Annotated in this window: 22 protein-coding genes and 2 tRNA genes; 8 read left to right on the forward strand and 16 right to left on the reverse strand. The window is 72.1% G+C overall.

Annotated features, from left to right (window positions below; translation table 11 throughout):
* Nucleotides 1-242: 242 nt before the first annotated feature.
* From def to IE278_RS18650, 7 genes are all read right to left on the reverse strand, one after another.
* A complete protein-coding gene (gene def / locus IE278_RS18620) occupies nucleotides 243-893 on the reverse strand; it encodes a peptide deformylase (protein WP_189773667.1) in 651 nt (216 codons plus the stop codon).
* Between the two features lie 218 nt (nucleotides 894-1111).
* Nucleotides 1112-2119, reverse strand: coding sequence for a tetratricopeptide repeat protein (locus tag IE278_RS18625; RefSeq protein ID WP_189773668.1), 1008 nt, complete (start codon nucleotides 2117-2119; stop codon nucleotides 1112-1114).
* A 116-nt stretch (nucleotides 2120-2235) separates the two neighbouring features.
* A complete protein-coding gene (locus IE278_RS18630; protein ID WP_246570379.1) occupies nucleotides 2236-3639 on the reverse strand; it encodes an HD-GYP domain-containing protein in 1404 nt (467 codons plus the stop codon).
* Nucleotides 3636-5030, reverse strand: coding sequence for an HD-GYP domain-containing protein (locus IE278_RS18635; RefSeq protein ID WP_189773669.1), 1395 nt, complete (start codon nucleotides 5028-5030; stop codon nucleotides 3636-3638). Before IE278_RS18635 ends, IE278_RS18630 begins: the two co-directional genes overlap by 4 nt.
* Nucleotides 5031-5290: 260 nt before the next feature.
* Nucleotides 5291-5680: a roadblock/LC7 domain-containing protein gene (locus IE278_RS18640; RefSeq protein ID WP_107021406.1), complete on the reverse strand. Its 390-nt coding sequence runs from the start codon at nucleotides 5678-5680 to the stop codon at nucleotides 5291-5293.
* 669 nt (nucleotides 5681-6349) lie between these two features.
* Nucleotides 6350-7363, reverse strand: coding sequence for a DUF4388 domain-containing protein (locus tag IE278_RS18645; RefSeq protein ID WP_246570380.1), 1014 nt, complete (start codon nucleotides 7361-7363; stop codon nucleotides 6350-6352).
* Entirely contained in the window at nucleotides 7360-7725 is a 366-nt protein-coding gene (locus IE278_RS18650; protein ID WP_246570381.1) for a hypothetical protein, read from the reverse strand. The genes IE278_RS18645 and IE278_RS18650 overlap by 4 nt, the downstream gene beginning before the upstream one ends.
* 163 nt (nucleotides 7726-7888) lie before the next feature.
* Here IE278_RS18650 and IE278_RS18655 point away from each other — a divergent pair, with 163 nt between their 5' ends.
* Entirely contained in the window at nucleotides 7889-8254 is a 366-nt protein-coding gene (locus tag IE278_RS18655; RefSeq protein WP_189773670.1) for a hypothetical protein, read from the forward strand.
* Nucleotides 8255-8380: 126 nt separating this feature from the next.
* Here IE278_RS18655 and rsrA read toward each other — a convergent pair whose 3' ends face one another.
* From rsrA to IE278_RS18675, 4 genes are all read right to left on the reverse strand, one after another.
* Nucleotides 8381-8698, reverse strand: coding sequence for a mycothiol system anti-sigma-R factor (gene rsrA / locus IE278_RS18660; protein ID WP_189773671.1), 318 nt, complete (start codon nucleotides 8696-8698; stop codon nucleotides 8381-8383).
* Nucleotides 8695-9375: an RNA polymerase sigma factor SigR gene (gene sigR / locus IE278_RS18665; RefSeq protein WP_055507026.1), complete on the reverse strand. Its 681-nt coding sequence runs from the start codon at nucleotides 9373-9375 to the stop codon at nucleotides 8695-8697. Before sigR ends, rsrA begins: the two co-directional genes overlap by 4 nt.
* Before the next feature lie 278 nt (nucleotides 9376-9653).
* Complete coding sequence (locus IE278_RS18670; protein WP_246570385.1) at nucleotides 9654-10373, reverse strand: alpha/beta hydrolase family protein; 720 nt, start codon at nucleotides 10371-10373, stop codon at nucleotides 9654-9656.
* Between the two features lie 22 nt (nucleotides 10374-10395).
* Complete coding sequence (locus tag IE278_RS18675) at nucleotides 10396-11211, reverse strand: SOS response-associated peptidase (protein WP_189773672.1); 816 nt, start codon at nucleotides 11209-11211, stop codon at nucleotides 10396-10398.
* A 304-nt stretch (nucleotides 11212-11515) separates the two neighbouring features.
* Between IE278_RS18675 and IE278_RS18680 the strand changes: the two genes are divergently transcribed.
* The 4 genes from IE278_RS18680 (at nucleotide 11516) to IE278_RS18695 (ending at nucleotide 15272) form a co-directional block, all read left to right on the forward strand.
* Nucleotides 11516-12247, forward strand: coding sequence for a M50 family metallopeptidase (locus IE278_RS18680; protein WP_189773674.1), 732 nt, complete (start codon nucleotides 11516-11518; stop codon nucleotides 12245-12247).
* Nucleotides 12248-12436: 189 nt separating this feature from the next.
* On the forward strand, nucleotides 12437-13753 hold the full coding sequence (aroA, locus tag IE278_RS18685) for a 3-phosphoshikimate 1-carboxyvinyltransferase (protein WP_189773676.1): 1317 nt from the start codon (nucleotides 12437-12439) through the stop codon (nucleotides 13751-13753).
* A gap of 16 nt (nucleotides 13754-13769) precedes the next feature.
* Nucleotides 13770-14780 carry a ribosome small subunit-dependent GTPase A gene (gene rsgA / locus IE278_RS18690; RefSeq protein WP_189773678.1) on the forward strand — a complete coding sequence of 337 codons (1011 nt, stop codon included), beginning with the start codon at nucleotides 13770-13772 and terminating at the stop codon, nucleotides 14778-14780.
* A 168-nt stretch (nucleotides 14781-14948) separates the two neighbouring features.
* Nucleotides 14949-15272, forward strand: a complete 324-nt coding sequence (locus IE278_RS18695) for a DMT family transporter (protein ID WP_189773680.1) — start codon at nucleotides 14949-14951, stop codon at nucleotides 15270-15272.
* Nucleotides 15273-15312: 40 nt separating this feature from the next.
* Here the strand turns inward: IE278_RS18695 and IE278_RS18700 are convergent, their stop codons facing one another.
* Complete coding sequence (locus IE278_RS18700; RefSeq protein WP_189773682.1) at nucleotides 15313-15927, reverse strand: TetR/AcrR family transcriptional regulator; 615 nt, start codon at nucleotides 15925-15927, stop codon at nucleotides 15313-15315.
* A gap of 519 nt (nucleotides 15928-16446) precedes the next feature.
* Between IE278_RS18700 and hisN the strand changes: the two genes are divergently transcribed.
* A complete protein-coding gene (hisN, locus tag IE278_RS18705) occupies nucleotides 16447-17247 on the forward strand; it encodes a histidinol-phosphatase (protein WP_189773684.1) in 801 nt (266 codons plus the stop codon).
* Between the two features lie 212 nt (nucleotides 17248-17459).
* Nucleotides 17460-17852, forward strand: coding sequence for a CBS domain-containing protein (locus IE278_RS18710; RefSeq protein ID WP_189773686.1), 393 nt, complete (start codon nucleotides 17460-17462; stop codon nucleotides 17850-17852).
* A 124-nt stretch (nucleotides 17853-17976) separates the two neighbouring features.
* Here the strand turns inward: IE278_RS18710 and IE278_RS18715 are convergent, their stop codons facing one another.
* Nucleotides 17977-19428 (reverse strand): catalase, encoded by a 1452-nt coding sequence (locus IE278_RS18715; protein ID WP_189773688.1) that lies wholly within the window; start codon nucleotides 19426-19428, stop codon nucleotides 17977-17979.
* A 156-nt stretch (nucleotides 19429-19584) separates the two neighbouring features.
* Here IE278_RS18715 and IE278_RS18720 point away from each other — a divergent pair, with 156 nt between their 5' ends.
* Nucleotides 19585-20001, forward strand: coding sequence for a Fur family transcriptional regulator (locus IE278_RS18720; RefSeq protein WP_189773690.1), 417 nt, complete (start codon nucleotides 19585-19587; stop codon nucleotides 19999-20001).
* 79 nt (nucleotides 20002-20080) lie between these two features.
* On the opposite strand, the gene IE278_RS18725 is transcribed toward IE278_RS18720, so the two are convergent.
* The 3 genes from IE278_RS18725 to IE278_RS18735 all read right to left on the reverse strand — a co-directional run bounded on the left by IE278_RS18725 (nucleotide 20081) and on the right by IE278_RS18735 (nucleotide 22545).
* A tRNA-Met gene (locus IE278_RS18725) sits at nucleotides 20081-20154 on the reverse strand.
* A gap of 271 nt (nucleotides 20155-20425) precedes the next feature.
* The gene (locus tag IE278_RS18730) at nucleotides 20426-22231 is read right to left on the reverse strand and encodes a tetratricopeptide repeat protein (RefSeq protein WP_189773692.1); all 1806 of its coding nucleotides are present in this window, start codon (nucleotides 22229-22231) and stop codon (nucleotides 20426-20428) included.
* 240 nt (nucleotides 22232-22471) lie between these two features.
* A tRNA-Met gene (locus IE278_RS18735) sits at nucleotides 22472-22545 on the reverse strand.
* Between the last annotated feature and the right edge of the window lie 15 nt (nucleotides 22546-22560).

Below are 22560 nucleotides of genomic sequence, written 5' to 3' on the forward strand. Positions count from 1 at the left end.
CACGGTGCCGAGAATCTCCCTATGTGTGACTGAATATGGGCTGTTAAAGCGCACAAAGGATCGAACGCAGGACGCACACGCGAACGACGCCTGGTCGGAGGGGAATCCGACCAGGCGTCGTGGGTGCGGGACGCTCACGCCCCTGCTGTCGTTCTCTGTCTCAGTCGTTCACGGCCGTTCTCAGTCGTTCGCGCCGCGGTCTCGGTCGTGCGCGCTGCGGCTCGGTCGTTCGCGGCGCGGTCTCAGTCGTTCGCGACGACGGGGTAGCGCGGTTCGTTCTCGGCCATCTGCCGCAGCGCGTCCTTGCGCTCGCGCTTGGAGAGCCGGTCGATGTACAGGTACCCGTACAGGTGGTCCGTCTCGTGCTGGAGGCAGCGCGCGAAGTAGCCCGTGCCGCGCACCTTGATCGGGTTGCCCTTCTCGTCCTGCCCGGTGACCTCGGCGTAGTCGGGGCGAGCCAGCGGCGCGTACGCGGTCGGCACCGACAGGCAGCCCTCGTTGCTCTCGTCCAGCTGGCGCCGCTCGGCGGGCAGCTCGACGAGGACGGGGTTGCAGATCACGCCCGTGTGCCGCTTGCCCTCGTCGTCCGGGCAGTCGTAGACGAAGACCTTGAGGTCGACACCGATCTGGTTGGCGGCGAGGCCCACGCCCTCGGCGGTGTGCTGGCTGGCGAACATGTCGTCGACCAGCCGGGCGAGGTCGTCCCCGAAGTCCGTGACGTCCCTGCACTCCTTGTGCAGCACCGGGTTCCCGACGACCGTGATGGGCCGGGAGGTCCCGCGACCGCGGTAGGCCGCCTCGCGCTCCTCCGGGTTCTCGGTGTCGATGACGAAGCCCTCGTCGTCCACGGGGAGCACTCCGGAGTGCTGCTGCTCAGTGTCCTGCTGCGCCATGACCGACGTAAGCCTTCCTCGGATAACGGGGTTGCGATGCGGTACAGGGTACGGGGCGCCCCTGACAGGGGCCGCCCCGCAGGGGCGCCTTCCGGGAGCGCGGGGCTGTGCCGGTGTGCGGCTCCGCCGCGGGGCGCGACGGGCCACGAGGGACCCGCACCACCCGACGAACGGCCACCGCGAGGCCTCCGTACCCCCGGCGGTCGCCCCCGACGCCTCTAACAGACCTCTTCGAGATCACGCCAGTCCCGTGTATCGGGACTGTCGGCGACCCACCCGTCCAGCAGCCCCCGCACCAAGGAGGCCGGGGCCGCGAGGCCGCATTCCCGCTCCGGCACCCACAGCTGCCCGTCGGTCCGGTGACCGAGCGGCCCGGGATGCCCCGGCTCACTGTGATCGTGCGGATCGAGATGCTCGCCGTCCCCCTCGTCGGACGGCATCCGTGACTCGGAGCACATCCGGCACAGCAGCCGCACGGACGACGACCAGTCCTCCGCGGCGAACCCCGCGTCGGCCGCGAGCCGCTCCAGGGCGTCCCGGTCGTCCTCGGTCTCCGCCTCCAGGAGCACGACCCAGGTGGGCACCGGTGAGGGCGCCCACAGCTCGATCTCGTCGAATACGGGATACGCGTGCCCCGCGGCGGTCGTCCGCTCCCCGTGGGGAACTCCGTCGTGCAGGACGACCTCGCCCCAGCGCCGCCCGGAGGACGGCAGCGGGATGGAGAGGACCTCGATACGGGCGGGGTCCAGCCGCCGGCCCCACACGACCTCGGCCTCGCCCTCGGGCGACAGCCTTACGGCCGCGCTGCCCAGGTCCATGCCGACCGGCTCACCGGAGGCGCCCGCCCCCGTGCCGGTCTTGGGCCGCGAGGCGCCGCCGGGCACCTTCAGCCCGTACGCCTGCCAGGCCCGCCGGGCCAGCGGCCAGTCCTGAAGGGCGGTCGCCGCGATGCCGACGTTCCACCAATCGGGGGCCCCGGTCTCCCGGTCGAGCAGGGCCACGGCCCGCAGACCGGCCGCTCGCGCCTGTTCCCAGTCGTGCCGGAACTTGTGCAGCAGCGCCAGGTTGAACCAGGACTCGGAAAGCCAGGGTTCCAGGTCCGCCGCACGTGTCAGCAGCGCCCCCGCGTCCTCGTACCGGCCGTCGCCGATGAGGGTGAACGCACGGTCGGTGGCCTGCCGCCATGAGGCGGAGGGCCGGTGCCGTCCCTTGCCGAAGATCCTCACGATTCCCGCCTGCCAGTTCGTTGAAGAGCGTGCAGCCTCGGGCTGGACTGTGCCCCCTGATGCCTCTTCCTCGCATCCAACCACGGACGGTCGGAGGGGCGCTCATTACCCATGGGTTACCCAACCAGAGGCAAGGTAAGACCGTCTCTCGCCAGCACCCTGGCCAGCGACTCGACGACCTCGGGCCGGTAGTCGCGCGCGGTGCCCAGCCGCAGCTCCTCCAGCGCCCTCAGCGGCCCCTCGGGGCCCGCTTCCCCGGCTGTCTCCTCGTACGCGTTGACGGCCCGCACGATCGACGCGCTGACCGGTTGTTCGCGGTACGGGTCCGCCTGCCGTTCCACCACGACGGCGACCGCGGCGGCCACGCCCGTCTGGCGCACCACGGCACCGCCGAGCAGGGCGATGCGCCGCTGTTCGGCGGGGGCCAGGGCTGCCGTGGCACCGGCGGGTACGGGGTCGACGAGCGAGAGCTGGCCGATGTCGTGCATCAGGGCGGCGTACTCCAGGATCGTCAGTTCGGGTCCGGACAGGCCCAGCTCACGGCCGACGGCCCGGCTGAGCGCCGCCACGCGCCGGGCGTGCCCCGGCGGGGTGTAACCGGCTATCTCCGTGGCCCGGGCCAGGGAGGCGATGGTCTGGCGGTAGGTGGTCCGTACGGCCGCGTACCGCCGGAAGGACAGCTGGGTGAGCAGCAGCGGCAGGGAGAAGACGGGCAGCGCCCACAGGCCCGCGACGGCGACCGCGAGCGCCATCACAGCCCCGGTCGCGCAGACCGCCGACCCGATGCCGAGCGTGCTCCGCAGCTCGTCCCGCAGCAGCGGTCCGAAGGGCCACCGGGTCCGCGCGTGCGCCATGGCCGCGGCCAGCACGGCGTCCCACAGCGCGGTCAGCAGGAGCAGCGCGACGACGAGCGCCGCGTACGCGGGTCCGGTCGCGACGCACTCAGCCAGCCTGCCCTGGTTGTAGAGGGGTTGGAAGCAGACCGCGGCGAACGCGACGGTCAGGACGCGCCGGGTGAGATGGTCCGCGGTGGGACCGCGGCCCTTCGCCACGTGCGGCACGCAGCCCAGCAGGGAGGCGGCCGTGACCACGGCGACGATCTGCGGGACCCCGTCGTGGGTGGGGTGTCCGGCGTTCTCGCCGAGCAGCGCGTAGGCGAGGGCCCCGGCGGCGGCCAGCGGCGCCGACTCGCGTTCCTCGGCACCGCTCCACCGGGCCAGCTCGCCCATGCCGATGAGTACGGCGAAGGCCAGAGCGGCCCCGCGCTCCTCGATGCCACCCCAGAGGGTGACGCCGAGGGCGACGACGGCGACCAGCGCGGCACCGGCCCGCACGGCCGTGAGGGCGAGCGGGACACGGGGGAGGTTCACCTCGGCGCCCACCGACGAGGCGACACCGCTGTCGTTGCCGTGGCTGCTGACGCTGCCGTCGCCGTCGCCGTCGCCGTCGCCGGCTGACGGGAGCGGTCTGGTGTCGTCGTCGGTCGACGGGAACGGCCCGTTGTTGTCCGTCGTGCTCATGGGCCGGGCCCGCCGACGGTTCCGCGGTGGGGTGCCAGGTTCGTGGGAGCGCGTGGCGCCGGCGGGTGGGGCTCGGCGCCCGGCCGTGTCTCGTCGGCGGTCACCACCGGGTGCCACCCCTGCCGGACGAGCGCCCGCACGAAGGCCTCCACCATCCGCGGATCGAACTGCGCCCCGGCGCAGCGCTCCAGCTCCTGGAGCGCCACCGAGACCGGCCGCGCCCGCCGGTACGAGCGGGTCGACGTCATCGCGTCGAACGCGTCGGCCACCGCCACCACCCGGGCGAACTCCGGGATCTGGCACCCCTTCAGCCCGTACGGATAGCCGCTCCCGTCGAGCCGTTCGTGGTGGTGCAGGATCGCCGACCTGGCCTCGCCGAGGAATCCGATCCCGCGGACCATCTCGTGCCCGTACTCGGGATGCAGCTCGATCACCCGGCGTTCCTCGGGCGTCAGCGGCCCGTCCTTGCGCAGCAGCCGGGTGGGCACGCCGAGTTTGCCCACGTCGTGCAGGATGCCGGCGAACCTGAGCACCTCGGCCCGTTCGTCGTCCATGCCCAGTTCACGGGCGATCATCATCGACGCCTGTCCCACCCGTTCGCTGTGCCCGCGGGTGTATCCGTCCTTGATGTCGACGGCTTGCACCAGCGCCCGGATGGTGGCCCGGTGGGCGGCCCGCTCCCGGTGGTACTGGGCGAACACCCACCAGGACACGTACATCGGCAGCAGCACGAGCAGCGCGGCGGCCGGGCCGTACGGGCTGCGCCAGAGCACCGCCATCATCAGCCCCGCGAGGCCGTGCACGGCGACGGGCGCGAGCGAGCGCAGGAACAGGCCGCGCCAGGCGGCCCGTACCGGTACCCGCTCGGCGAGCGCCAGGATGCCCCCGTCGAGCACGGTCAGTACCAGGCAGAACGCCACCACGGCCGCGCCGGCGGCCACCAGGGCGTAGGGGAAGTCGGACGTGACGACCGCGTCCCGGCCGCCCAGCGACCAGTGGACCTTCGACGCGGCCCACGTGCTGAGCGCGAGCTGCGCGGCCCGCCACACCCGGCGCAGCCACCGCGGCCGCTGCTCGACCCGGGCCAGCAGCGCCCCCGGCAACGGTACGAGCGCGGCGGCGGGCGGTGGCAGCAGGAACGCGGCGGCGAGCATGACCGGCGTATGCCATCTGAGGGAGGCCCCTGCCTCGCCGGACGCGCCCGCGCCCTCGGGCTCGCCGTCGCCCGCGAAGCGGCTCGCGGCGAGCAGTTCGCAGGCCGCGCAGAGCGCCGCGAACAGCGCCACCGCGGGCCAGGGAGCGCGGGTGTCCGGAACCGGCACGGCACAGAACGCCGCGGCGAGCGCGGTGCAGACGACGTAGACACGCGCCCACGGCGGGACCGACCGCATGGCGCAGCTCCCCTCCGGCACAGACCACTCGCACGAGCCCTGTACGGATCCGGCACGGGCCCCGTGCAGACCTCGTGCAGGCCTCCGTACAGCCTTCGGGACATGGACGATAGGGCGGTCGGGTGGGGCTCGGGGGAGGCATGGGCCGATTCACCGGGCCGAGGGGAGCAGATTCGCCCGTTCGAGTGAGCCGCGCGCTCGTACGAGGTTCGCGCCGGGCCGGAGCCGTCAACGCCCGGATCGGTCTCCGGGCCGGCGGTTCAGCGCGCCACGTCGGCCGCGAGCGCCTGGGTCAACTGCTCCACCGTGGCGGGCGACTCCCGCTGGAGCGCGGCGAGGTCGAGGCCGTCGTCCCCCATCACGGTCAGCAGGGCACGGTCGCCCACGGCCATGACGATGACGTGTCCCGAGCCGCACCTCGCCACCACCTCGCGCAGCGCCCCGACGCCCGTCTGGTCGGCCATACGGCGGGCCACCCCGAGGGTCGCGGCGGCGAGCGCGGCGACGGACTCGGCGTGGGAGGAGTCCGTGTCGGCGACCACGAGGAGTCCGTCCGCGGTGGACAGGACGCTTTCGGAGACCCCCATCACCCGGTCGCGCAGAGAGGTCAGGATCTCGGTGAGGGGATTGGGCTGCGACGTGTCGCTCATGGCGCTCCTTGCTGCGTGCATGTGTGGTCGTGGTGCGGTCGGAGCGGTATCAGTCGGCTTCCGGAAGTGCGCCCAGGCCCCGGCGGACCCGGCGCAGCATGTCGAGAGAGGGCTGATCGGCGGCCAGCTGCTCGGGCGACAACGGGGGCAAAGCGAACGGCTTCGCACCGGCGGACGAGCCGTCCCCCCGCACCGGCAGGGGCGGCGGCCTACGCGCGAACGCCGACGGCGGGCTACCCGCCCCCCGCTCGCCACCCGAACCCGACGCCGCGCCCCCGCCCCAGGCCCCGCCGCCAACTCCGGCTTCGGCACCGGACACCGCCCCCGGCTCGGCGCCCGTCCGCGGCGCCGACCCGGCATCCGCTCCCGGTACGTCCTCCCGTGCCGACGCGGTGTCCGAACCCGACCCGGCGTCCGATCCCGATACGCCATCTGACGCCGGTACCACATCCGGCCCCGGTACGGCACCCGCTCCGGGTACGCCATCCCGTGCCGACGCGAAGTCCCGCGCCAACCCGGCATCCGGACCCGAAGCGGCATCCGGACCCGAAGCGGCGCCCGGACCCGGCCCGGCATCCGCGCCGCGCGTTCGCCGGTTCGCCGTGCGTCGGGCTTCCGCGGCTGTCCCCCGTCGAAGACGCTTCGCCGCCCGACGTCTGCTTGAACTCACTAGCCCCCGTGCCCCCCGGTCGTCCCCGCGGGCAGAGCGTCGCTTCCCTCAGCGGGCGTCTGCCCCGACGGGCCTTCCCGCGCCTGCCCGTCCGGCACGAGGGCCTCGCGCGGCTCGCCCTCGCGGGCCCCGACTGCCTGCGACTGGCCGTCGCGCGGTCGGCTCGCGCCGGTCCGGTCGTCCCCCGGCCATGAGGCGCCGCCGCGCGTACGCCTCGGCAGCGGTGCCGCCTTCGCGGGCGGCTCGGCCTGCGGGGTGTTCGTCGCGGGCGCGTCCGGGGCGCCGCGGGCCGGCAGCACGCGCGGGGCGGTGCTGGGCCGCCCCTCGGACGGGCCGCCCGTCTCCCAGCGGATGAGGCCCTGGGCCTCCAGACGGGTCAGGTCCAGCATGATCGCGTACAGCCCGCGCCCGAGGGTGAAGGCCATGTCCCGGGCGGTACGGCGGCCGTTGACGGTGCTCAGCACCGCGCGGTGACGGTCCGAAAGGCCACGGCGCAGGCCGGCGTCCGGAACCGCCGCGGGCCGTATCCGGGCGAGTTCACCCGGCGCGCCCCACGCGCCGGAGAGCCGCACGATGCGCCGAGTGGTCTCCTCGGTCAGCCGCCGCGGCTCCACACCGGACCCGGCGTGGAGGGTCGGTTCCGGGCCGTCCAGCGTCCAGCCGCCGGGCGGCCCGATCGCCACGGCGAAGGCCGCGTCGAACACCGCCGCGGTGCACACGACTTCCAGTTCGGCGGCGCCGATCAGCCCGGCGGACACCAGGTACCCGCCCAGCCGGTCCGTGTCGGGCTCCGCCGCACAGGCGGCCAGCCAGGTCTCGTCGTCGACACGACCCGGTGTGAGCAGCACGGAGGTGGCGGTCGGGGCCCCGGGGGTCTCGACCGCGACAATCAGTCCGCCCCTCAGGTGAATCGTTCCGCCTGGGGATCCGGACACCCGGACGGTGCCGCTGTGACCGTCTTCGTGCAACCCCTGCAACAGCGCGGGCAGATTGCGCGCCTCGGCTGTCGTCATGCGAGCACCTCGGCGGCCCGGTCGGCCAGACTCCGCGTGGCGAGCGCCAGGTTGGCCCGTTCCCGGTCCATCCCCGCGGTCAGCAGCAGCGGGTCGCCGACCGGCCGCGCGACGGCGAGCAGCACCTGGTGGCGCCGCGTGCTGGTCATGATCACGCTCTCCAACTCCCCCTCGGCGCCCGCCCGCCCCAGTCGTTCGGCGATGAGGGCCGCGAGTTCGGCGCACTCGGCGCCGTCCCCCGCCTCGTCCGCGTTCCCGGCCACCCCGTAGGTGAGGCCGGTGACCGCGTCGACCAGGGCGACGCCGGTGACTCCGGGGGAGTCGAGAAGCCGGACCAGGGAGGCATCAACGGCCGTCGTCATTACCCCGTTCCCCCTTCACGTCTTGACGTCGCACACTACTTTGAGCTTCAACTTACGCAACAGACGCCATATTTTGTATTTTGTGACGCACTACCCGCTTGTGTTCGATCGTAGTTGTACAGGCAACGACCGAACAGCGTCACCGAGGAATTGGGGCAGCAGCATGAACATCGAGACCGCGCTCAAGGAAGCCATGTCCGTGGAAGGCGCCATCGGCGTCTCCCTCGTCGACTACGAGAGCGGCATGGCGCTCGGCACGCTCGGCGGCGGACCGACGCTCGACCTGGAACTCGCGTCGGCGGGCAACACCGAGGTGATGCGCGCGAAGCTGCGGACGCTCTCCTCGCTGGCCATGGACGACACCATCGAGGACATCCTGATCACGCTGGGCAAGCAGTACCACCTGATACGCCCGCTCACCGCCAGCGGCGGCACGCTCTTCCTGTACCTCGCGCTCGACCGCAGCCGCAGCAACCTCGCGCTGGCCCGGCACAGCCTCAAGCGGATCGAAACGGCACTGGAGGTCTGACGCCAAGCCCGCCGCGTCTGCCAAGCCCGCCACACGCCCCACGGCGGCCACACCCACAACGCACCGATGCCGGACCGGCTGAACCGGTCCGGCATCGGGTGTGTCTACAGGGGGCTCGGGAGCCGCTCAGCCCTCGGCGGCGGCGCCGCGCACGTCCGCGGTCGTGACCTCGTGCTCGGGCACCGCCTCGCCCGAACGGATCAGCTCGATACGGCCCATGACCTTCGCCCGCAGATCGGTCGGCACGTCGTCCTGACCACAGCACCGCTTGACGAGCTTCTTCACGGCCTGCTCGAGCCCGTACTTCTCAAGGCACGGTGAGCACTCCTCGAAGTGCACCTCGAACTTGGTGCAGTCGGCATCGGGCATCTCGTGGTCGAGGAACTCGTAGAGATGATCGAGTACTTCACTGCAGTCCGTCTCGTGCGGCTCTCCGCAGCTCATGAGCCCGAGCCTTTCGTTCCGTCCGACTCTCCGGCGCCCGCCGGGACGAGGCCGCGGTCCTTGGCGTAGTCCTCCAGCATGCCGCGCAACTGACGGCGACCCCTGTGCAGGCGGGACATCACCGTACCGATGGGTGTCCCCATGATGTCCGCGATCTCCTTGTACGCAAAGCCCTCGACGTCCGCGAGATAGACCGCGATGCGGAACTCCTCGGGGATCGCCTGCAGCGCCGACTTGACGTCCGAGTCGGGCAGGTGGTCGAGCGCCTGCGACTCGGCGGAGCGCAGACCGGTCGACATGTGCGACTCGGCGCGCGCCAGCTGCCAGTCCTCGATCTCCTCGGCGGCGGACCGCTGGGGCTCGCGCTGCTTCTTGCGGTACGAGTTGATGAAGGTGTTGGTGAGGATCCTGTACAGCCACGCCTTGAGGTTGGTGCCCTCACGGAACTGGTGGAAGGACGCGTACGCCTTGGCGTACGTCTCCTGCACCAGGTCCTCGGCGTCGGCCGGGTTCCGCGTCATGCGCAGCGCGGCCGAGTACATCTGGTCGAGGAACTCCAGCGCGTCCCGCTCGAAGCGCACATTGCGCTCAGCGGTCGACTCGCTGCTGCCCGTGTCCTCGGGCTGCTCCGCCTGGCCGTTTTCGGTCCCTGCGTCGGTCCCTGTGACCGGACCCACCTCCTCCAGAGTCTGGGCGGGGCCGAAACCGGTCCCACCTGAATCGGAGAATAGACGACCAGCGGTCGCGGCGGCTTGCCGATCCGGTCCGCCCGCCACCCGAACAGGGGCGGTCTTCGCCGCGTGCAGCACCGACCACTCCAGGTCTGTGCTGCTGCCACGGCTCGGGCAGATGGTCGAACCCATGCGGCGGACTTCCTCTCGTACGACGTCTCCCAGCACACCTTCCGTGCTGTCTGATCCGCACAACAGTGGTCCGCTGCGCAACATTCCCGGGGTCACGGGAGTGACGAAACCCACTTCAGGACGCCGTCCGTGATGACCGTCAGGCTCTCGTCCTGGTCGACGGGCGCACGCTTCGGGACGGCGAACCCATGATCGCCGTACGGCACCTCGACCAGCTCGTACGAACCCTGCGGGAACTCCTCGGGGCGTCCGAACGGGTCGTTGCCGCCCTGTACGACGAGCGTGGGCACCCCGGCTCCGAGCAGTTCGGCGGCGCGGGACTTCTCCGGCCTGCCGGGCGGGTGCAGGGGGAAGCTGAGGGCGAGTACGGCGTGGGCGCCCAGCTCGGTGGCCGTGCGGCAGGCGACGCGGGCTCCGGCGCTGCGGCCGCCCGCGACGACCGGGAGCCCCGGCCCGGTGAGCGCCGGCCACAGGCCCCGCCAGCCCACGTCCAGCGTCCTCGGCGCGGGCGCGAGCTTCTTGCCCGCCACCCGCCAGGGCTGTTCGACGAGGGCCACGGTCACGCCGTGCGCGGGCAGTACGGCGGCGAGCGCCTGGAGGTCGCGGGCCTCGATCCCGCCTCCGGCGCCATGGCTGACGGCCAGCACCAGCCGCGCCCCGCTCTCCGACTTCCCGGTCTTCTTCTTCGCCGGGTGCCAGGTGATCCGGGCCGTACCCGCGTCCGTCTCGACCGTCTCGACGGCCCCGGGTGTCTCGACGGTCCCGGGTGTCTCGGTGGTCCCGGGTGTCTCGGTGGTCCCGGCCGTCTCCATGCTCTTCGTCACATGCGTCACGTCAGAAGAGTGTGCCCTCCTCGGGCCCCTCCAGCTCCTTCAGCAGCTCCGGACCGTTGTTGCGGACGTTGCTCACCGCCGTGGAGACGGGATACGCCCGCATCAGCCCCTCGGGCGGCGGCGCGAGCAGGGAGCGCAGGTCCTCGACGTCCGTACGGGAGGGGTCGAGCCAGGCGTCCCAGCGGTCCGGGGTGAGCATGAGCGGCATCCGCGGGTGGATGTCGGCGAGGGAGCGCGGGCCCTCCTCGGGGCCGACCGCCAGCGGGGAGGTCTCGGCCTCCGTGGTGATGACGGAGCACGTCGCCCACCAGGCGCGGGGGTGGTCGTCGGGCAGCGTCCGGTCCCGCCAGAACTCGTACAGCCCGGCCATCGCGAAGACGGAGCCGTCGGCGGGGAGCACGAAGTACGGCTGCTTGCGGGGCCGCTTCTTCTTGCCCTCCACCTCCAGGTCGCGCTCGCCGGTGCCGGTCACCCACTCGTAATACCCGTCGGCCGGTATGACACAGCGACGGGAGGTGAAGGCCTTCCGGAACGAGGGCTTCTCATGGACGGTCTCGGCGCGGGCGTTGATCATCCGGGCGCCGCCCTCGGGCGTCTTGGACCAGGAGGGGATCAGGCCCCACTTGAGGCGGCGCAGCTGGCGGACCGGCTCGGGGTCCTCGGTGCCCTTGAGGGGTCGGTCCAGGACCGCGTAGACCTCTTTGGTCGGAGCCACGTTGTAGTCGGGCTCCAGGGCGTCGTCCGGTTCCCACTTCTCGATCTCGAAGACCCCCGCGAGATCTTCGGGCCCACGACTGGCCGCATACCGTCCGCACATCTGGAACCACCCCTCCACCTGCGAAAACGCCAGATCGTGCCGCCTCAGTCAGCACCGGGCAATTATCCACGACCAGGAGCGGGCCCGTTCCGGGAACGCCCATGTCCCCGGCCCGCCGCGCGACGGTGTGCTCTCCTCGGAGCGCGTGCGCCGGCAGGAACGATCGCCGTCGTTCCTGCGTCTCACCTACCGTTCGCCCATTCGTGTCAGACTGCCAGGCCACCCGTCGCCTGATCACCGCCACTCGACGACCGCGCCACGCGCGGCACCCGCCGACCGCGCCCCAAGGGAGCCCGAGCCGACCATGGACAGCACCGCAGCCACCTCGCTGGCGACCGTCTGGGACGAGGTCTTCGGGAGCCAGCCCGACCCCGACACCTGGGTCGTCGTCACCACGATGGTGGCCGCGCTCGCCGTGATCGTGCCGCACCCGGTGTGGCGGCTCTCGCGCAACGCCATCACCATCGCCCACGAGGGCGGCCACGGTCTGGTCGCGCTGCTCACCGGCCGCAGCCTCAGCGGTATCCGGCTGCACTCCGACACCAGCGGTCTCACCGTCAGCCGCGGCAAGCCGACCGGTCTCGGCATGATTCTCACGGCGGCCTCGGGCTACACGGCTCCCCCGCTGCTCGGCCTGGGCGGCGCCGCGCTGCTGGCGGCCGGTCACATCACCGCCCTGCTCTGGCTGGCCACGCTGCTGCTCGTGGCCATGCTGGTGATGATCCGCAACGCGTACGGCGCCCTCACGGTCCTCGTCAGCGGCGGCACGTTCGTGGCGGTGTCCTGGCTGGCCGGTCCGCAGGTCCAGGCGGCGTTCGCGTACGCCGTCGTCTGGTTCCTGCTCCTGGGCGGCGTGCGCCCGGCCTTCGAACTCCAGGCCAAGCGCATGCGCGGTGGAGCGGGCGACTCGGACGCGGACCAGCTCTCCCGCCTGACCCACGTACCGGCGGGCGTATGGCTGTTCCTCTTCCACGCGGTGTCCCTGTGCTCCCTGATAGCGGGCGGCACATGGCTCCTGGACCTGCGAGGCGCGTGAGTCACGGGACGGGGCGCGCCTGAGACGGGGCGCGGCCCCTTTCGGGGGCGCGGGGAACTGCGCGACCAACCACAGCGCACCCGCACCCGCACCCGCACCCGACGGCTGCCCCCACCGAGCCGGCGGCAGCCGAACCGCGGCCACTTCCCGGGCAAACCCAGCGGAGCGAACCCCCACTAAAGTGAGGGCATGCCCGTTAACCCCGCACTCACCGCCCTCTGGCCCGCCCCGCACGCGAGCGGAGCCGTCGACGCGACGGTCCACGTGCCCGGGTCCAAGTCGGTCACCAACCGTGCGCTCGTCCTCGCGGCGCTCGCGGCAGAGCCCGGCTGGCTCCGCCGCCCGCTGCGTTCCCGCGACACTCTCCTGATGGCCGGTGCCCTGCGGGCGATGGGCGTCGGGATCGAGGAGGGCGTGGGCCCCGACGGTTCCGGCGAGGCATGGCGTGTGATCCCCTCGGGCCTGCAGGGCCCGACCACGGTCGACGTGGGCAACGCCGGCACGGTGATGCGCTTCCTGCCGCCGGTCGCCACGCTCGCCGACGGCCCCATCCGCTTCGACGGCGACCCCCGTTCGTACGAGCGGCCGCTGCACGGCGTGATCAACGGTCTGCGTGCCCTCGGGGCCCGGATCGACGACGACAACCGGGGCGCGCTGCCGCTGACCGTGCAGGGTGGCGGGGCGCTGGAGGGCGGCCCGGTCGAGATCGACGCGTCCTCGTCCTCGCAGTTCGTGTCGGCGCTGCTGCTGTCAGGGCCGCGGTTCAACCAGGGCGTGGAGGTACGGCACACGGGCTCGACGCTGCCGTCCATGCCGCACATCCGGATGACCGTCGACATGCTGCGCTCGATCGGCGCGCAGGTGGACACCCCGGAGTCGGGCGGCGAGCCGAACGTCTGGCGGGTCACGCCGGGCGCGCTGCTGGGCCGCGATCTGACGGTCGAGCCTGACCTGTCGAACGCCCAGCCGTTCCTGGCGGCCGCGCTGGTCACCGGCGGCACGGTCGTCATCCCCGACTGGCCGGCCCGCACCACCCAGCCGGGCGACCGGCTGCGCGAGATCTTCACCGAGATGGGCGGTTCCTGCGAACTGACCGACCGGGGCCTTGAGTTCACCGGTTCCGGCTCGATCCACGGCCTCGACGTGGACCTGGGCGAGGTCGGCGAGCTGACCCCGGGCATCGCGGCGGTCGCGGCGCTGGCCGACTCCCCCTCGACCCTGCGCGGCGTGGCGCACCTGCGGCTGCACGAGACGGACCGGCTGGCCGCGCTCACCAAGGAGATCAACGAACTCGGCGGTGACGTCACCGAGACCGCCGACGGTCTCCACATCCGCCCGCGCCCGCTGCACGGCGGCATCTTCCACACCTACGACGACCACCGCATGGCGACCGCGGGCGCGATCATCGGCCTCGCGGTGGAGGGCGTACAGATCGAGAACGTGGCGACGACGGCGAAGACCCTGCCGGACTTCCCCGATCTGTGGTCCGGAATGCTCGGGAACTGACGGGCGGACCGGGATCATGCGCCGTTACGGCAAGCACACCGACGAGGACGACATCCCCTCGCGCCCCAACCGCAAGGGCAACCGCCCCCGGACGAACATCCGGCCCAAGCACGAGGACGCGGCCGAGGGCATGGTCATCACCGTCGACCGCGGCCGGCTGACCTGCCTCGTGGACGACCGCGTCGTCTTCGCCATGAAGGCGCGCGAGCTGGGCCGAAAGGCGGCGGTCGTCGGCGACCGGGTGGCCATCGTCGGCGATCTGACCGGCAAGAAGGACACCCTCGCCAGGATCGTCCGCATCGAGCCGCGGACCTCCGTCCTGCGCCGCACGGCCGACGACGACGATCCGTACGAGCGGGTGGTCGTCGCCAACGCCGACCAGCTGGCCATCGTCACGGCCCTCGCCGACCCGGAGCCCCGCCCCCGCCTGATCGACCGCTGCCTGGTCGCGGCGTACGCGGGCGGCCTCGACCCGCTCCTCGTCCTCACCAAGTCGGACCTGGCGTCCCCCGACGAACTCCTGGAGGCGTACGGGGCGCTGGGCGTCCCGTACGTCGTGACGAGCCGGGAGGAGCTGGAGAGCGGCGAGGCCGTCGAGCGCGTACGCAAGCAGCTGGACGGCAAGATCACGGCGTTCGTCGGGCACTCGGGCGTGGGCAAGACGACGCTGGTCAACGCGCTCGTGTCGACGGAGCGGCGGCGGTCCACGGGTGTCGTCAACGCGGTCACGGGACGCGGCAGACACACCACGACCTCGGCGCGCGCGGTTCCCCTGCCCGGCGACGAGGGCTGGCTCGTCGACACACCGGGCGTGCGGTCCTTCGGGCTGCACCACGTGGACCCGTCGCAGGTCATCAAGGCGTTCCCCGACCTGGAGCCCGGCACGGAGGGCTGCCCGCGCGCGTGCAGCCACGACGAGCCGGACTGCGCGCTGGACGCGTGGGTCGCCGAGGGCCACGCGGACCCGGCCCGCCTGTACTCGCTGCGCCGGCTGCTCTCGACCAGGGAGCGGCGCGAGGGTGACTGATCCCCGCGGGTGATCCCCGCGGGTGATCCGCACGTGCGATCCGCGCCCGTGATCCCTGTACGGGTGACCTCTGTGTTGTTTGCGTCCTCGGCGCGACGGTAAAGGCATAATCGCACCGAGTTGGGTCCAGGTGCGACGAAGCGGTCACGGAGCGTGGGAGGGCATCACATGGCGTGGCTGCTGGTCGTCGTGGCGGGGTTGCTGGAGACGGGTTTCGCCGTCTGCCTCAAGCTCTCCCACGGCTTCACGAGACTCTGGCCGACGATCGCCTTCTGCGTCTTCGCACTGGGCAGCTTCGGCCTGCTGACCCTGTCCCTGAAGAAGCTCGACGTGGGCCCCGCCTACGCGGTGTGGACGGGCATCGGCGCGGCCGGCACCGCCATCTACGGCATGATCTTCCTCGACGACCTGGTGTCCACGTTGAAGATCGTCTCGATCTCGTTCGTGATCATAGGAGTCATCGGCCTGCAACTGTCGGGCTCGTCCCACTGAGTCGGCCCCGCCGCTCCGTCTCTCCGTTCGCGCGGGCGCCTCAGACCACGGACCGCACGGTGGCGAGCGCGTTGCGGACCAGCCCCGCCGTGCCCCCCTCGCCCGCCGGGGCCAGCACGCACGACACCCCCAGCCGCACCGCGAGTTCACAGGCCCGGGCCAGCTCCGCCGCCTCCGTCTTCGACCCGCCGTGCGCGGCCAGCGAGGCGACGGCCCGGTCCCGTACCAACGCCACGAAGTCACCGGGCGAGGGCAGCGGCCCGTCGGCCCGGCGCTGAGCCGGCACGGCGGAGGACGACGGCACGGCCGACAGGGTCGGGGAGGGCAGCCGCTCGCCCCAGCACCCCGTGAGCATCGCGCGCACCAGCACGTTCCCGCGGGCCGCCGACGCCGTCCACTCCGCCGCCGCGGCCAGCCTCTCCCGGGGCTCCGGACGGCTCACGAGTGCGCGCTCCACGCCCGCGAGATACGCGTCGGCCTCCCGTCGTACGAGCGCGCGGGCGAGGCCTTCCTTGCTCCCGAACTCGTTGTAGAGGGTCTGCCGGGAGACTCCGGCGACGGCGGCGACGTCGACCATCCGCACAGCGGACCACGGACGGCGTCCGAGCGCCGTGTAGGCGGCGTCCAGTAGGGATTCCCGCGCTGCTGGCATCATCGCCTCCCTGGGGCGATCGGCTCTGCGCATCAGAGTTGACGCGCGCGGGGGCACTGTCAAGAGTTCGCACGGGGTAGGGGGCGTACGGCCTCCGCGGAAGCGGGGGTGTGCGCCCTTGGGCGCGTCTTGGGGTGCGGCTGGCCCCGCCGGGCCGGGATGGTCCCGCCGGGCCGGGATGGTCCGGTCGGGCCGGGGGGTCCGGTCGGACGGTGAGGGTCGGGACGGGCCGTGGGGGCGGAACGGGCCGTGGGGGGCGGAACGGGCGGTGGGAAGGTGCGGCGGCGCTGTGGCTGGTCGCGCAGTCCCCGCGCCCCTCAGGGGCGAAAGACTGGGGCGCACCCCACGCTTTTAAGGGGCGCGGGGAACTGCGCGGCCAGCCCTCACTCACCCGCACCCCTCAACCACGCCGACCCCTCCTCCCCCAACCCCGCGGCCCAGCGGCCCCGCGGCCCCACGCTCCGTACCGTCTCCACAACCCCAGCCCTATAGCCGCACCCCACGGAGCGGTACCGTTCCCTCATGCCCGACTATCGCGATGACCTGCGCCTCGCCCATGTCCTGGCGGACGCCGCCGACGCCGCGACGATGGACCGGTTCAAGGCGCTCGACCTCAAGGTCGAGACCAAGCCGGACATGACCCCGGTGAGCGAGGCCGACAAAGCCGCCGAGGAACTGATCCGCGGTCACCTCGGACGGGCACGGCCACGGGACGCGATCCTCGGCGAGGAGTACGGGGTGGAGGGCACGGGCCCCCGCCGCTGGGTGATCGACCCGATCGACGGCACCAAGAACTACGTACGCGGAGTGCCCGTCTGGGCCACGCTGATCGCGCTGATGGAGGCAGGAGAGGGCGGCTACCAGCCGGTCGTCGGCGTGGTCTCCGCGCCCGCGCTCGCCCGCCGCTGGTGGGCCTCGAAGGGCCACGGCGCCTTCACCGGCCGCAGTCTGTCGTCCGCGTCCCGTCTGCGGGTCTCCCAGGTCTCGCGGATGAAGGACGCCTCGTTCGCGTACTCCTCGCTGAGCGGCTGGGAGGAGCGCAGTCTGCTGGACGGCTTCCTCGATCTGTCCCGCGAGGTGTGGCGCACGCGCGCGTACGGCGACTTCTGGCCGTACATGATGGTCGCCGAGGGCTCGGTCGACATCTGCGCGGAACCCGAACTCTCGCTCTGGGACATGGCCGCCACCGCGATCGTGGTGACCGAGGCGGGCGGCTCCTTCACCGGCCTCGACGGCCGTCCGGGCCCGCACAGCGGCAACGCGGCGGCCTCGAACGGCATCCTCCACGACGAGCTGCTGGGGTACCTGAACCAGCGCTACTAGTCGCCACCGGTCGCCGTCACCGGCCGGCGCCACGGGACCGGCGCGCGTGAGGCGCGTGGCATCGTCCGGGGCACGGGCGGGAGATCACGCGCCCCGAACCAGCCGCGTACGCCCTCTTGTTGACCCTCCCTTTAACTGCGACTCTGAGAGTTCCCCCACTTGTGAACTTGTGAATTCGTTAACGAACGGATTCGTAGGAGGTGGCTCCGTCCATGCTCGTCCGCGACGCCATGAGCACGGTGGTCCTCACCATCGGCCCCGCCCACACTCTCCGGAAGGCATCCACCCTGATGGCCGCGCGCCGCGTCGGAGCGGCGGTGGTCCTCGATCCCGACGGCATGGGGATCGGCATCCTCACCGAGCGCGACATCCTCAACTCCGTCGGCCTGGGCCAGAACCCGGACACCGAGCGGGCACACGCGCACACGACCACCGACGTGGTGTTCGCGGCCCCGACCTGGACGCTGGAGGAGGCCGCCCGGGCGATGGCGCACGGCGGTTTCCGCCATCTCATCGTGTGCGACCGGGGCGAGCCGGTCGGCATCGTCTCGGTCCGCGACATCATCCGCTGCTGGGCACCCCTCCGTCAGCCCACTCCCGCCTGACAAAAGGTGAGCGGGCCGGCTCCCCGGTACGAGGGAATCCGGCCCGCTCTCTACGGCAAGCGATCCAGTGCTGGTGTCGGCAGCCGCCGACGCCGGCCGTTGCCGACGTCAGCCGCTGCCGGTGTCAGCCGCGCAGGGCCTGGACCGCGGCTTCCAGCCGCTTGCCGAAGTCTTCGTCGGCCTGACGGAAGTTGCCGATCGCCCGCGCGGCGATGTCCTCGCGCGAGACCTGGGAGATGAAGCCCGCCAGGTTGTCGATCAGCCGCTCCTGCTCGCCCTCGGACATCAGACGGTAGAGATTGCCCGCCTGGACGAAGTCGTTGTCCTCGGCGTGGACCGGCGCCTCGCCGTTGCCGGTGACACCGGTGACGGGCAGGGGCTGCCACAGCGGCCGGTCCGTCTGGACGGGACCGCCGAAGCTGTTCGGCTCGTAGTTCTTCGCACCCTTGTGGCGGCCGTCGTACAGGAAGCCGTCACGGGAGTTGGTACGCGCCTCGGTGGCGTGCGGACGGTTCACCGGCAGGTGGTCGGCGTTGACGCCGACGCGGTAGCGGTGGGCGTCGCCGTACGCGAAGAGGCGGCCCTGGAGCATCTTGTCGGGCGAGGGTCCGATGCCCGGCACGAAGTGCGCGGGGCTGAAGACGGACTGCTCGACCTCGGCGAAGATGTTCTCCGGGTTGCGGTTGAGCTCCAGCTTCCCGATCTCGATCGGCGGGTAGTCCGCGTGCGGCCACACCTTGGTGAGGTCGAACGGGTTGAAGCGGTAGGTCGCCGCGTCGGCCGCCGGCATGATCTGCACCTGAACGGTCCAGGACGGGAAGTCGCCGCGCTCGATCGACTCCCGCAGATCACGCTGGTGCGAGTCGGGGTCGAGACCGGAGACGTTCACCGCCTCCTCGGTCGTCAGGTTCTTGATGCCCTGGTCGGTCTTGAAGTGGTACTTGACCCAGAAGACCTCGCCGGCCTCGTTGTTCCACTGGTAGGTGTGCGAGCCGTACCCGTTCATGTGGCGGTACGAGGCGGGGATGCCGCGGTCACCGAAGAGCCAGGTCACCTGGTGGGTGCTCTCGGGGCTCAGCCCCCAGAAGTCCCACACGTTGTCGGCTTCCTGCGAGCCCGTGTACGGGTCGCGCTTCTGCGTGTGGATGAAGTCGGGGAACTTGATGGCGTCCTTGACGAAGAACACCGGGGTGTTGTTGCCGACGAGGTCGTAGTTGCCCTCCTCGGTGTAGAACTTCAGCGCCCAGCCGCGCGGGTCACGGACGGCGTCGGCCGAGCCGAGGTTGCCGGCCACGGTGGAGAACCGCAGGAAGGTCTCGGTCTGCTTGCCGACCTCGGAGAGAAACGCGGCGCGCGTGTACGGGGTGACATCGGCGGTGACCGTGAACGTGCCGTAGGCGCCGGCGCCACGGGCGTGCACGACCCGCTCCGGGATGCGCTCGCGGTTGAAGTGCGCGAGCTTCTCCAGCAGGAGCTGGTCCTGGACGAGGACGGGGCCGCCGATGCCCGCGGTCTCGCTGTTCTGGTTGTCGGCCACCGGCGCGCCGGCCTCCGTCGTAAGCGGTCCCTGCGTCACGTGCGCCTCCTGCGTCATTCCTTGCCAGTCCTGTCCACGGGCCCGACCTTGGGCCAGAGCCAAGCTCGATCCTACAATAGACTTTGTCTAAGTCAATCCAAGCTCCAAAGTCACACCTGTTCGGGTTCTGGTCCAGCAGACTGTTAAGCTGTGCGCATGAGCGACCTGTTGGAACGACTGCGCGGACGCGGCTGGCGCATGACCGCGCAGCGGCGCGTCGTGGCCGAGGTCCTGAACGGGGACCACGTCCACCTGACGGCCGACGAGGTACACGCACGCGCCGTGGTGCGACTCCCGGAGATCTCCCGGGCGACCGTCTACAACACCCTGGGTGAGCTGGTCTCGCTCGGCGAGGTGCTGGAAGTCGCCACGGACAAGCGCGCGAAGCGGTACGACCCGAACGCCCACCGGCCGCACCACCACCTGGTCTGCGCCCAGTGCGGCGCGATCAAGGACGTGCACCCGGACGGCAACCCGCTGGCGGACCTCCCCGACTCCGAGCGCTTCGGCTACACGGTCTCGAACGTAGAGGTGACATACCGAGGTCTCTGCCCGAACTGCGCGGCAGCCTGAGGACCCCGTTTCCGCGGGGCCCCGCGGAAACACCGGAGGCCCGGAACCAGTGATCTGGTTCCGGGCCTTCGGTCTTCAGTAGCGGGGACAGGATTTGAACCTGCGACCTCTGGGTTATGAGCCCAGCGAGCTACCGAGCTGCTCCACCCCGCGTCGATGAACTGAACACTACGCCACCCCCGCCGACCAGCGCAAATCCCGGCTTTCCAGCCCGTCCGGCGCTTGAGGACGAGCGCGAAGCGCGACAGGGGGGCAAGGGGCGCAGCCCCCTAAGCCTCAGCCCGTCCGGCGCTTGAGGACGAGCGCGCAGCGCGATACGGGGGGGGGCGAGGGGGCGCAGCCCCCATGCAGTGACGGGAAGGGTAGGGGCGGCGGGGGCGAAACCCCCCACCCCCACTCCCCCATCGCCCCCCACCCGGAGGGTTCACGCAGACAGCTCCTGCCGCAACGCGTCCCGCAACCGCGCAGCCCGCTCAGCCACTTCCCCCGGCCCGAGCGACACCGCCCGATCGGCCCACCGCTGCCCCTCGGCCAGCTCCCCACGACGCGCGTAGACAAGGGCGAGCCGCAGCGCCGCCCGTCCATGCCCCGCGTCGGCGGCCCGGGCCCACCACAGCGCGGCCTCGGGCTCACTCCCCTCCCGAGCCAGCAGCAGCCCCAGGTTGAACGCCCCGTTCCGCGACCCCGCCTCCGCCGCCTCGCGATACCACCGGGCGGCCTCCACGACGTCCCCGCGCGCGGACGCCAGCATCCCCACGCGCACCTGGGCCCGCCGATGCCCCTGGGAAGCGGCCCGCTCGTACCACTCCTCGCACTCGCTCTTCTCGGTGGCGGGCTCCCCCAGCTCGTGTTCGGGCGCGGGCGGACGCCGCGCGTCGAGCACGGTGGCCAGCCGGTACGCCCCCTCCGCGCTGCCACCTCCGGCGGCGCACCGCAGATGCCGCTCGGCGGCCGACTCGTCGCCGTCCCGGAGCCGGGCGATGCCGACCTGGAGCGCGGCCTCGGTGTGCCCGGCCGCGGCGGCCCGCTCGTAGCACCGCAGCGCAGCCGCGTCCTCACCGCGCCCGGCGTGCAGGATGCCGAGGTTGAACGCGGCGTCGACGCTGCCGGCCTCGGCGGCCTTGGAGAACCACGGCTCGGCCCCGGCGGCGTCACCGACCTGCAGCAGCAGAATGGCCAGCGCGTTCGCCGCCTCGCGGTGCCCCGCGTACGCCGCCCGCCGGTACCACTGTTCGGCCTGGGCCGTCCGCGACTGCTCGGCGCAGAGCAGCCCGAGGTTGTACGCGCCGTTCACGTCGCCCGCGTCCATCGCGGCCCGGTACCAGCGCTCGGCGGTCTGCGTCTCGCCGCGCTCGGCGTGCAGCGCGCCCAGGGCGTTGGCGGCGTTCCCGTCGCCGTCCTGGGCGGCGCGCAGCCACCACACGGCCGCGCTCTCGGTGTCGCCCGCGTCCCGCAGCAGGAAGCCCAGCGCGCAGGCGGCCCGCGCCTCGCCGTCCTTGGCGGAGGTCAGATACCAGCGCCCCGCCTCCTTGAGCTGCCCGCGCCTCTCCAGGATCGCCCCGAGGTGCAGCGCGGCCCGGCGGTGGCCGCGCGCGGCGGCCTGCCTGTACCACTGCTCGGCCGCCTCGCCCGCGCTCTCGGAGCCGGCGGCCCCGGTGTCGGTCTCGCCCGCGTGCGCGGTGGTGCGGTCGAGTGCCCGCGCGAGCCGGTAGGCGGCCTCGCGGTGCCCTCGCTCGGCGGCGGCACGCATCCAGTCCTCGGCGCGCGGGTCACCGCGGTGCTCCAGGAGATCGGCGAGCGCGTACGCGCCCAGCGCGTGGCCCTGCTCGGCGGACTGGCGCAGCCAGTACTCGGCGGCGGGCTCGTCGCCGCGCTCACGGTGGTGGCGGCCCAGTGCGTGCGCGGCGGCCGCGGAGCCGGCGACGGCGGCGATCCGCCACCATCCGGCGGCCTCCTCCGCGTAGCCGCGCTGGTGCAGGAGGACACCGAGGTTGTTGGCGGCGGCCCGGTCACCGGCCGCGGTGGCAGCGCGCAGCTGCGGCTCGGCTCCGTCGAGATCACCGCGGCGGAGCAGCATGGCTCCGAGGACACTCATCGCCTCGGCGTCGCCCTGTTCCGCGGCGAGCCGTTGACGAGCCTCCTCCACAGCCTCACCGGTCTCGTCCCGGTCGGAAGGCTGCACAAACCGCCCTGTATCCAACAGAGTTGCCTTGTCCCCCATAACGTCCATCGTCGCACCACCTGCAACCTGGGTACACCTGGTATACCGCAGCCAGTGAGGTCACTTCAGCGTTTTGTCGACATGCCCACAGAGAGACAAGTGAAACACAGTTCCCGCAACTCCCTTCGTCCGGCGCGGCCTTCACCGCGGCAGCACTGGTGAACGAGGGGCGTCCTCGCACACCCGGCTGACGGTCCGCACACGCAGAAGGACCCGGATCCTGTGAGGATCCGGGTCCTTCAACATCAGTAGCGGGGACAGGATTTGAACCTGCGACCTCTGGGTTATGAGCCCAGCGAGCTACCGAGCTGCTCCACCCCGCGCCGTTGTGTTGCAAC

Source organism: Streptomyces tauricus (genome assembly GCF_014650955.1).
GTDB lineage: Bacteria > Actinomycetota > Actinomycetes > Streptomycetales > Streptomycetaceae > Streptomyces > Streptomyces tauricus.

What these genes read in the sequence shown, in the direction of transcription:
- IE278_RS18700 (WP_189773682.1), bottom strand. Translation starts at nt 15,927, where the DNA reads ATGATGCCAGCAGCGCGGGAATCCCTACTGGACGCCGCCTACACGGCG.
- IE278_RS18710 (WP_189773686.1), top strand. Translation starts at nt 17,460, where the DNA reads ATGCTCGTCCGCGACGCCATGAGCACGGTGGTCCTCACCATCGGCCCC.
- IE278_RS18675 (WP_189773672.1), bottom strand. Translation starts at nt 11,211, where the DNA reads ATGTGCGGACGGTATGCGGCCAGTCGTGGGCCCGAAGATCTCGCGGGG.
- IE278_RS18640 (WP_107021406.1), bottom strand. Translation starts at nt 5,680, where the DNA reads ATGAGCGACACGTCGCAGCCCAATCCCCTCACCGAGATCCTGACCTCT.
- IE278_RS18680 (WP_189773674.1), top strand. Translation starts at nt 11,516, where the DNA reads ATGGACAGCACCGCAGCCACCTCGCTGGCGACCGTCTGGGACGAGGTC.
- IE278_RS18655 (WP_189773670.1), top strand. Translation starts at nt 7,889, where the DNA reads ATGAACATCGAGACCGCGCTCAAGGAAGCCATGTCCGTGGAAGGCGCC.
- def (WP_189773667.1), bottom strand. Translation starts at nt 893, where the DNA reads ATGGCGCAGCAGGACACTGAGCAGCAGCACTCCGGAGTGCTCCCCGTG.
- IE278_RS18645 (WP_246570380.1), bottom strand. Translation starts at nt 7,363, where the DNA reads ATGACGACAGCCGAGGCGCGCAATCTGCCCGCGCTGTTGCAGGGGTTG.
- IE278_RS18630 (WP_246570379.1), bottom strand. Translation starts at nt 3,639, where the DNA reads ATGAGCACGACGGACAACAACGGGCCGTTCCCGTCGACCGACGACGAC.
- rsrA (WP_189773671.1), bottom strand. Translation starts at nt 8,698, where the DNA reads ATGAGCTGCGGAGAGCCGCACGAGACGGACTGCAGTGAAGTACTCGAT.
- hisN (WP_189773684.1), top strand. Translation starts at nt 16,447, where the DNA reads ATGCCCGACTATCGCGATGACCTGCGCCTCGCCCATGTCCTGGCGGAC.
- IE278_RS18695 (WP_189773680.1), top strand. Translation starts at nt 14,949, where the DNA reads ATGGCGTGGCTGCTGGTCGTCGTGGCGGGGTTGCTGGAGACGGGTTTC.
- rsgA (WP_189773678.1), top strand. Translation starts at nt 13,770, where the DNA reads ATGCGCCGTTACGGCAAGCACACCGACGAGGACGACATCCCCTCGCGC.
- IE278_RS18670 (WP_246570385.1), bottom strand. Translation starts at nt 10,373, where the DNA reads ATGGAGACGGCCGGGACCACCGAGACACCCGGGACCACCGAGACACCC.
- IE278_RS18730 (WP_189773692.1), bottom strand. Translation starts at nt 22,231, where the DNA reads ATGGACGTTATGGGGGACAAGGCAACTCTGTTGGATACAGGGCGGTTT.
- aroA (WP_189773676.1), top strand. Translation starts at nt 12,437, where the DNA reads ATGCCCGTTAACCCCGCACTCACCGCCCTCTGGCCCGCCCCGCACGCG.
- IE278_RS18635 (WP_189773669.1), bottom strand. Translation starts at nt 5,030, where the DNA reads ATGCGGTCGGTCCCGCCGTGGGCGCGTGTCTACGTCGTCTGCACCGCG.
- IE278_RS18650 (WP_246570381.1), bottom strand. Translation starts at nt 7,725, where the DNA reads ATGACGACGGCCGTTGATGCCTCCCTGGTCCGGCTTCTCGACTCCCCC.
- IE278_RS18720 (WP_189773690.1), top strand. Translation starts at nt 19,585, where the DNA reads ATGAGCGACCTGTTGGAACGACTGCGCGGACGCGGCTGGCGCATGACC.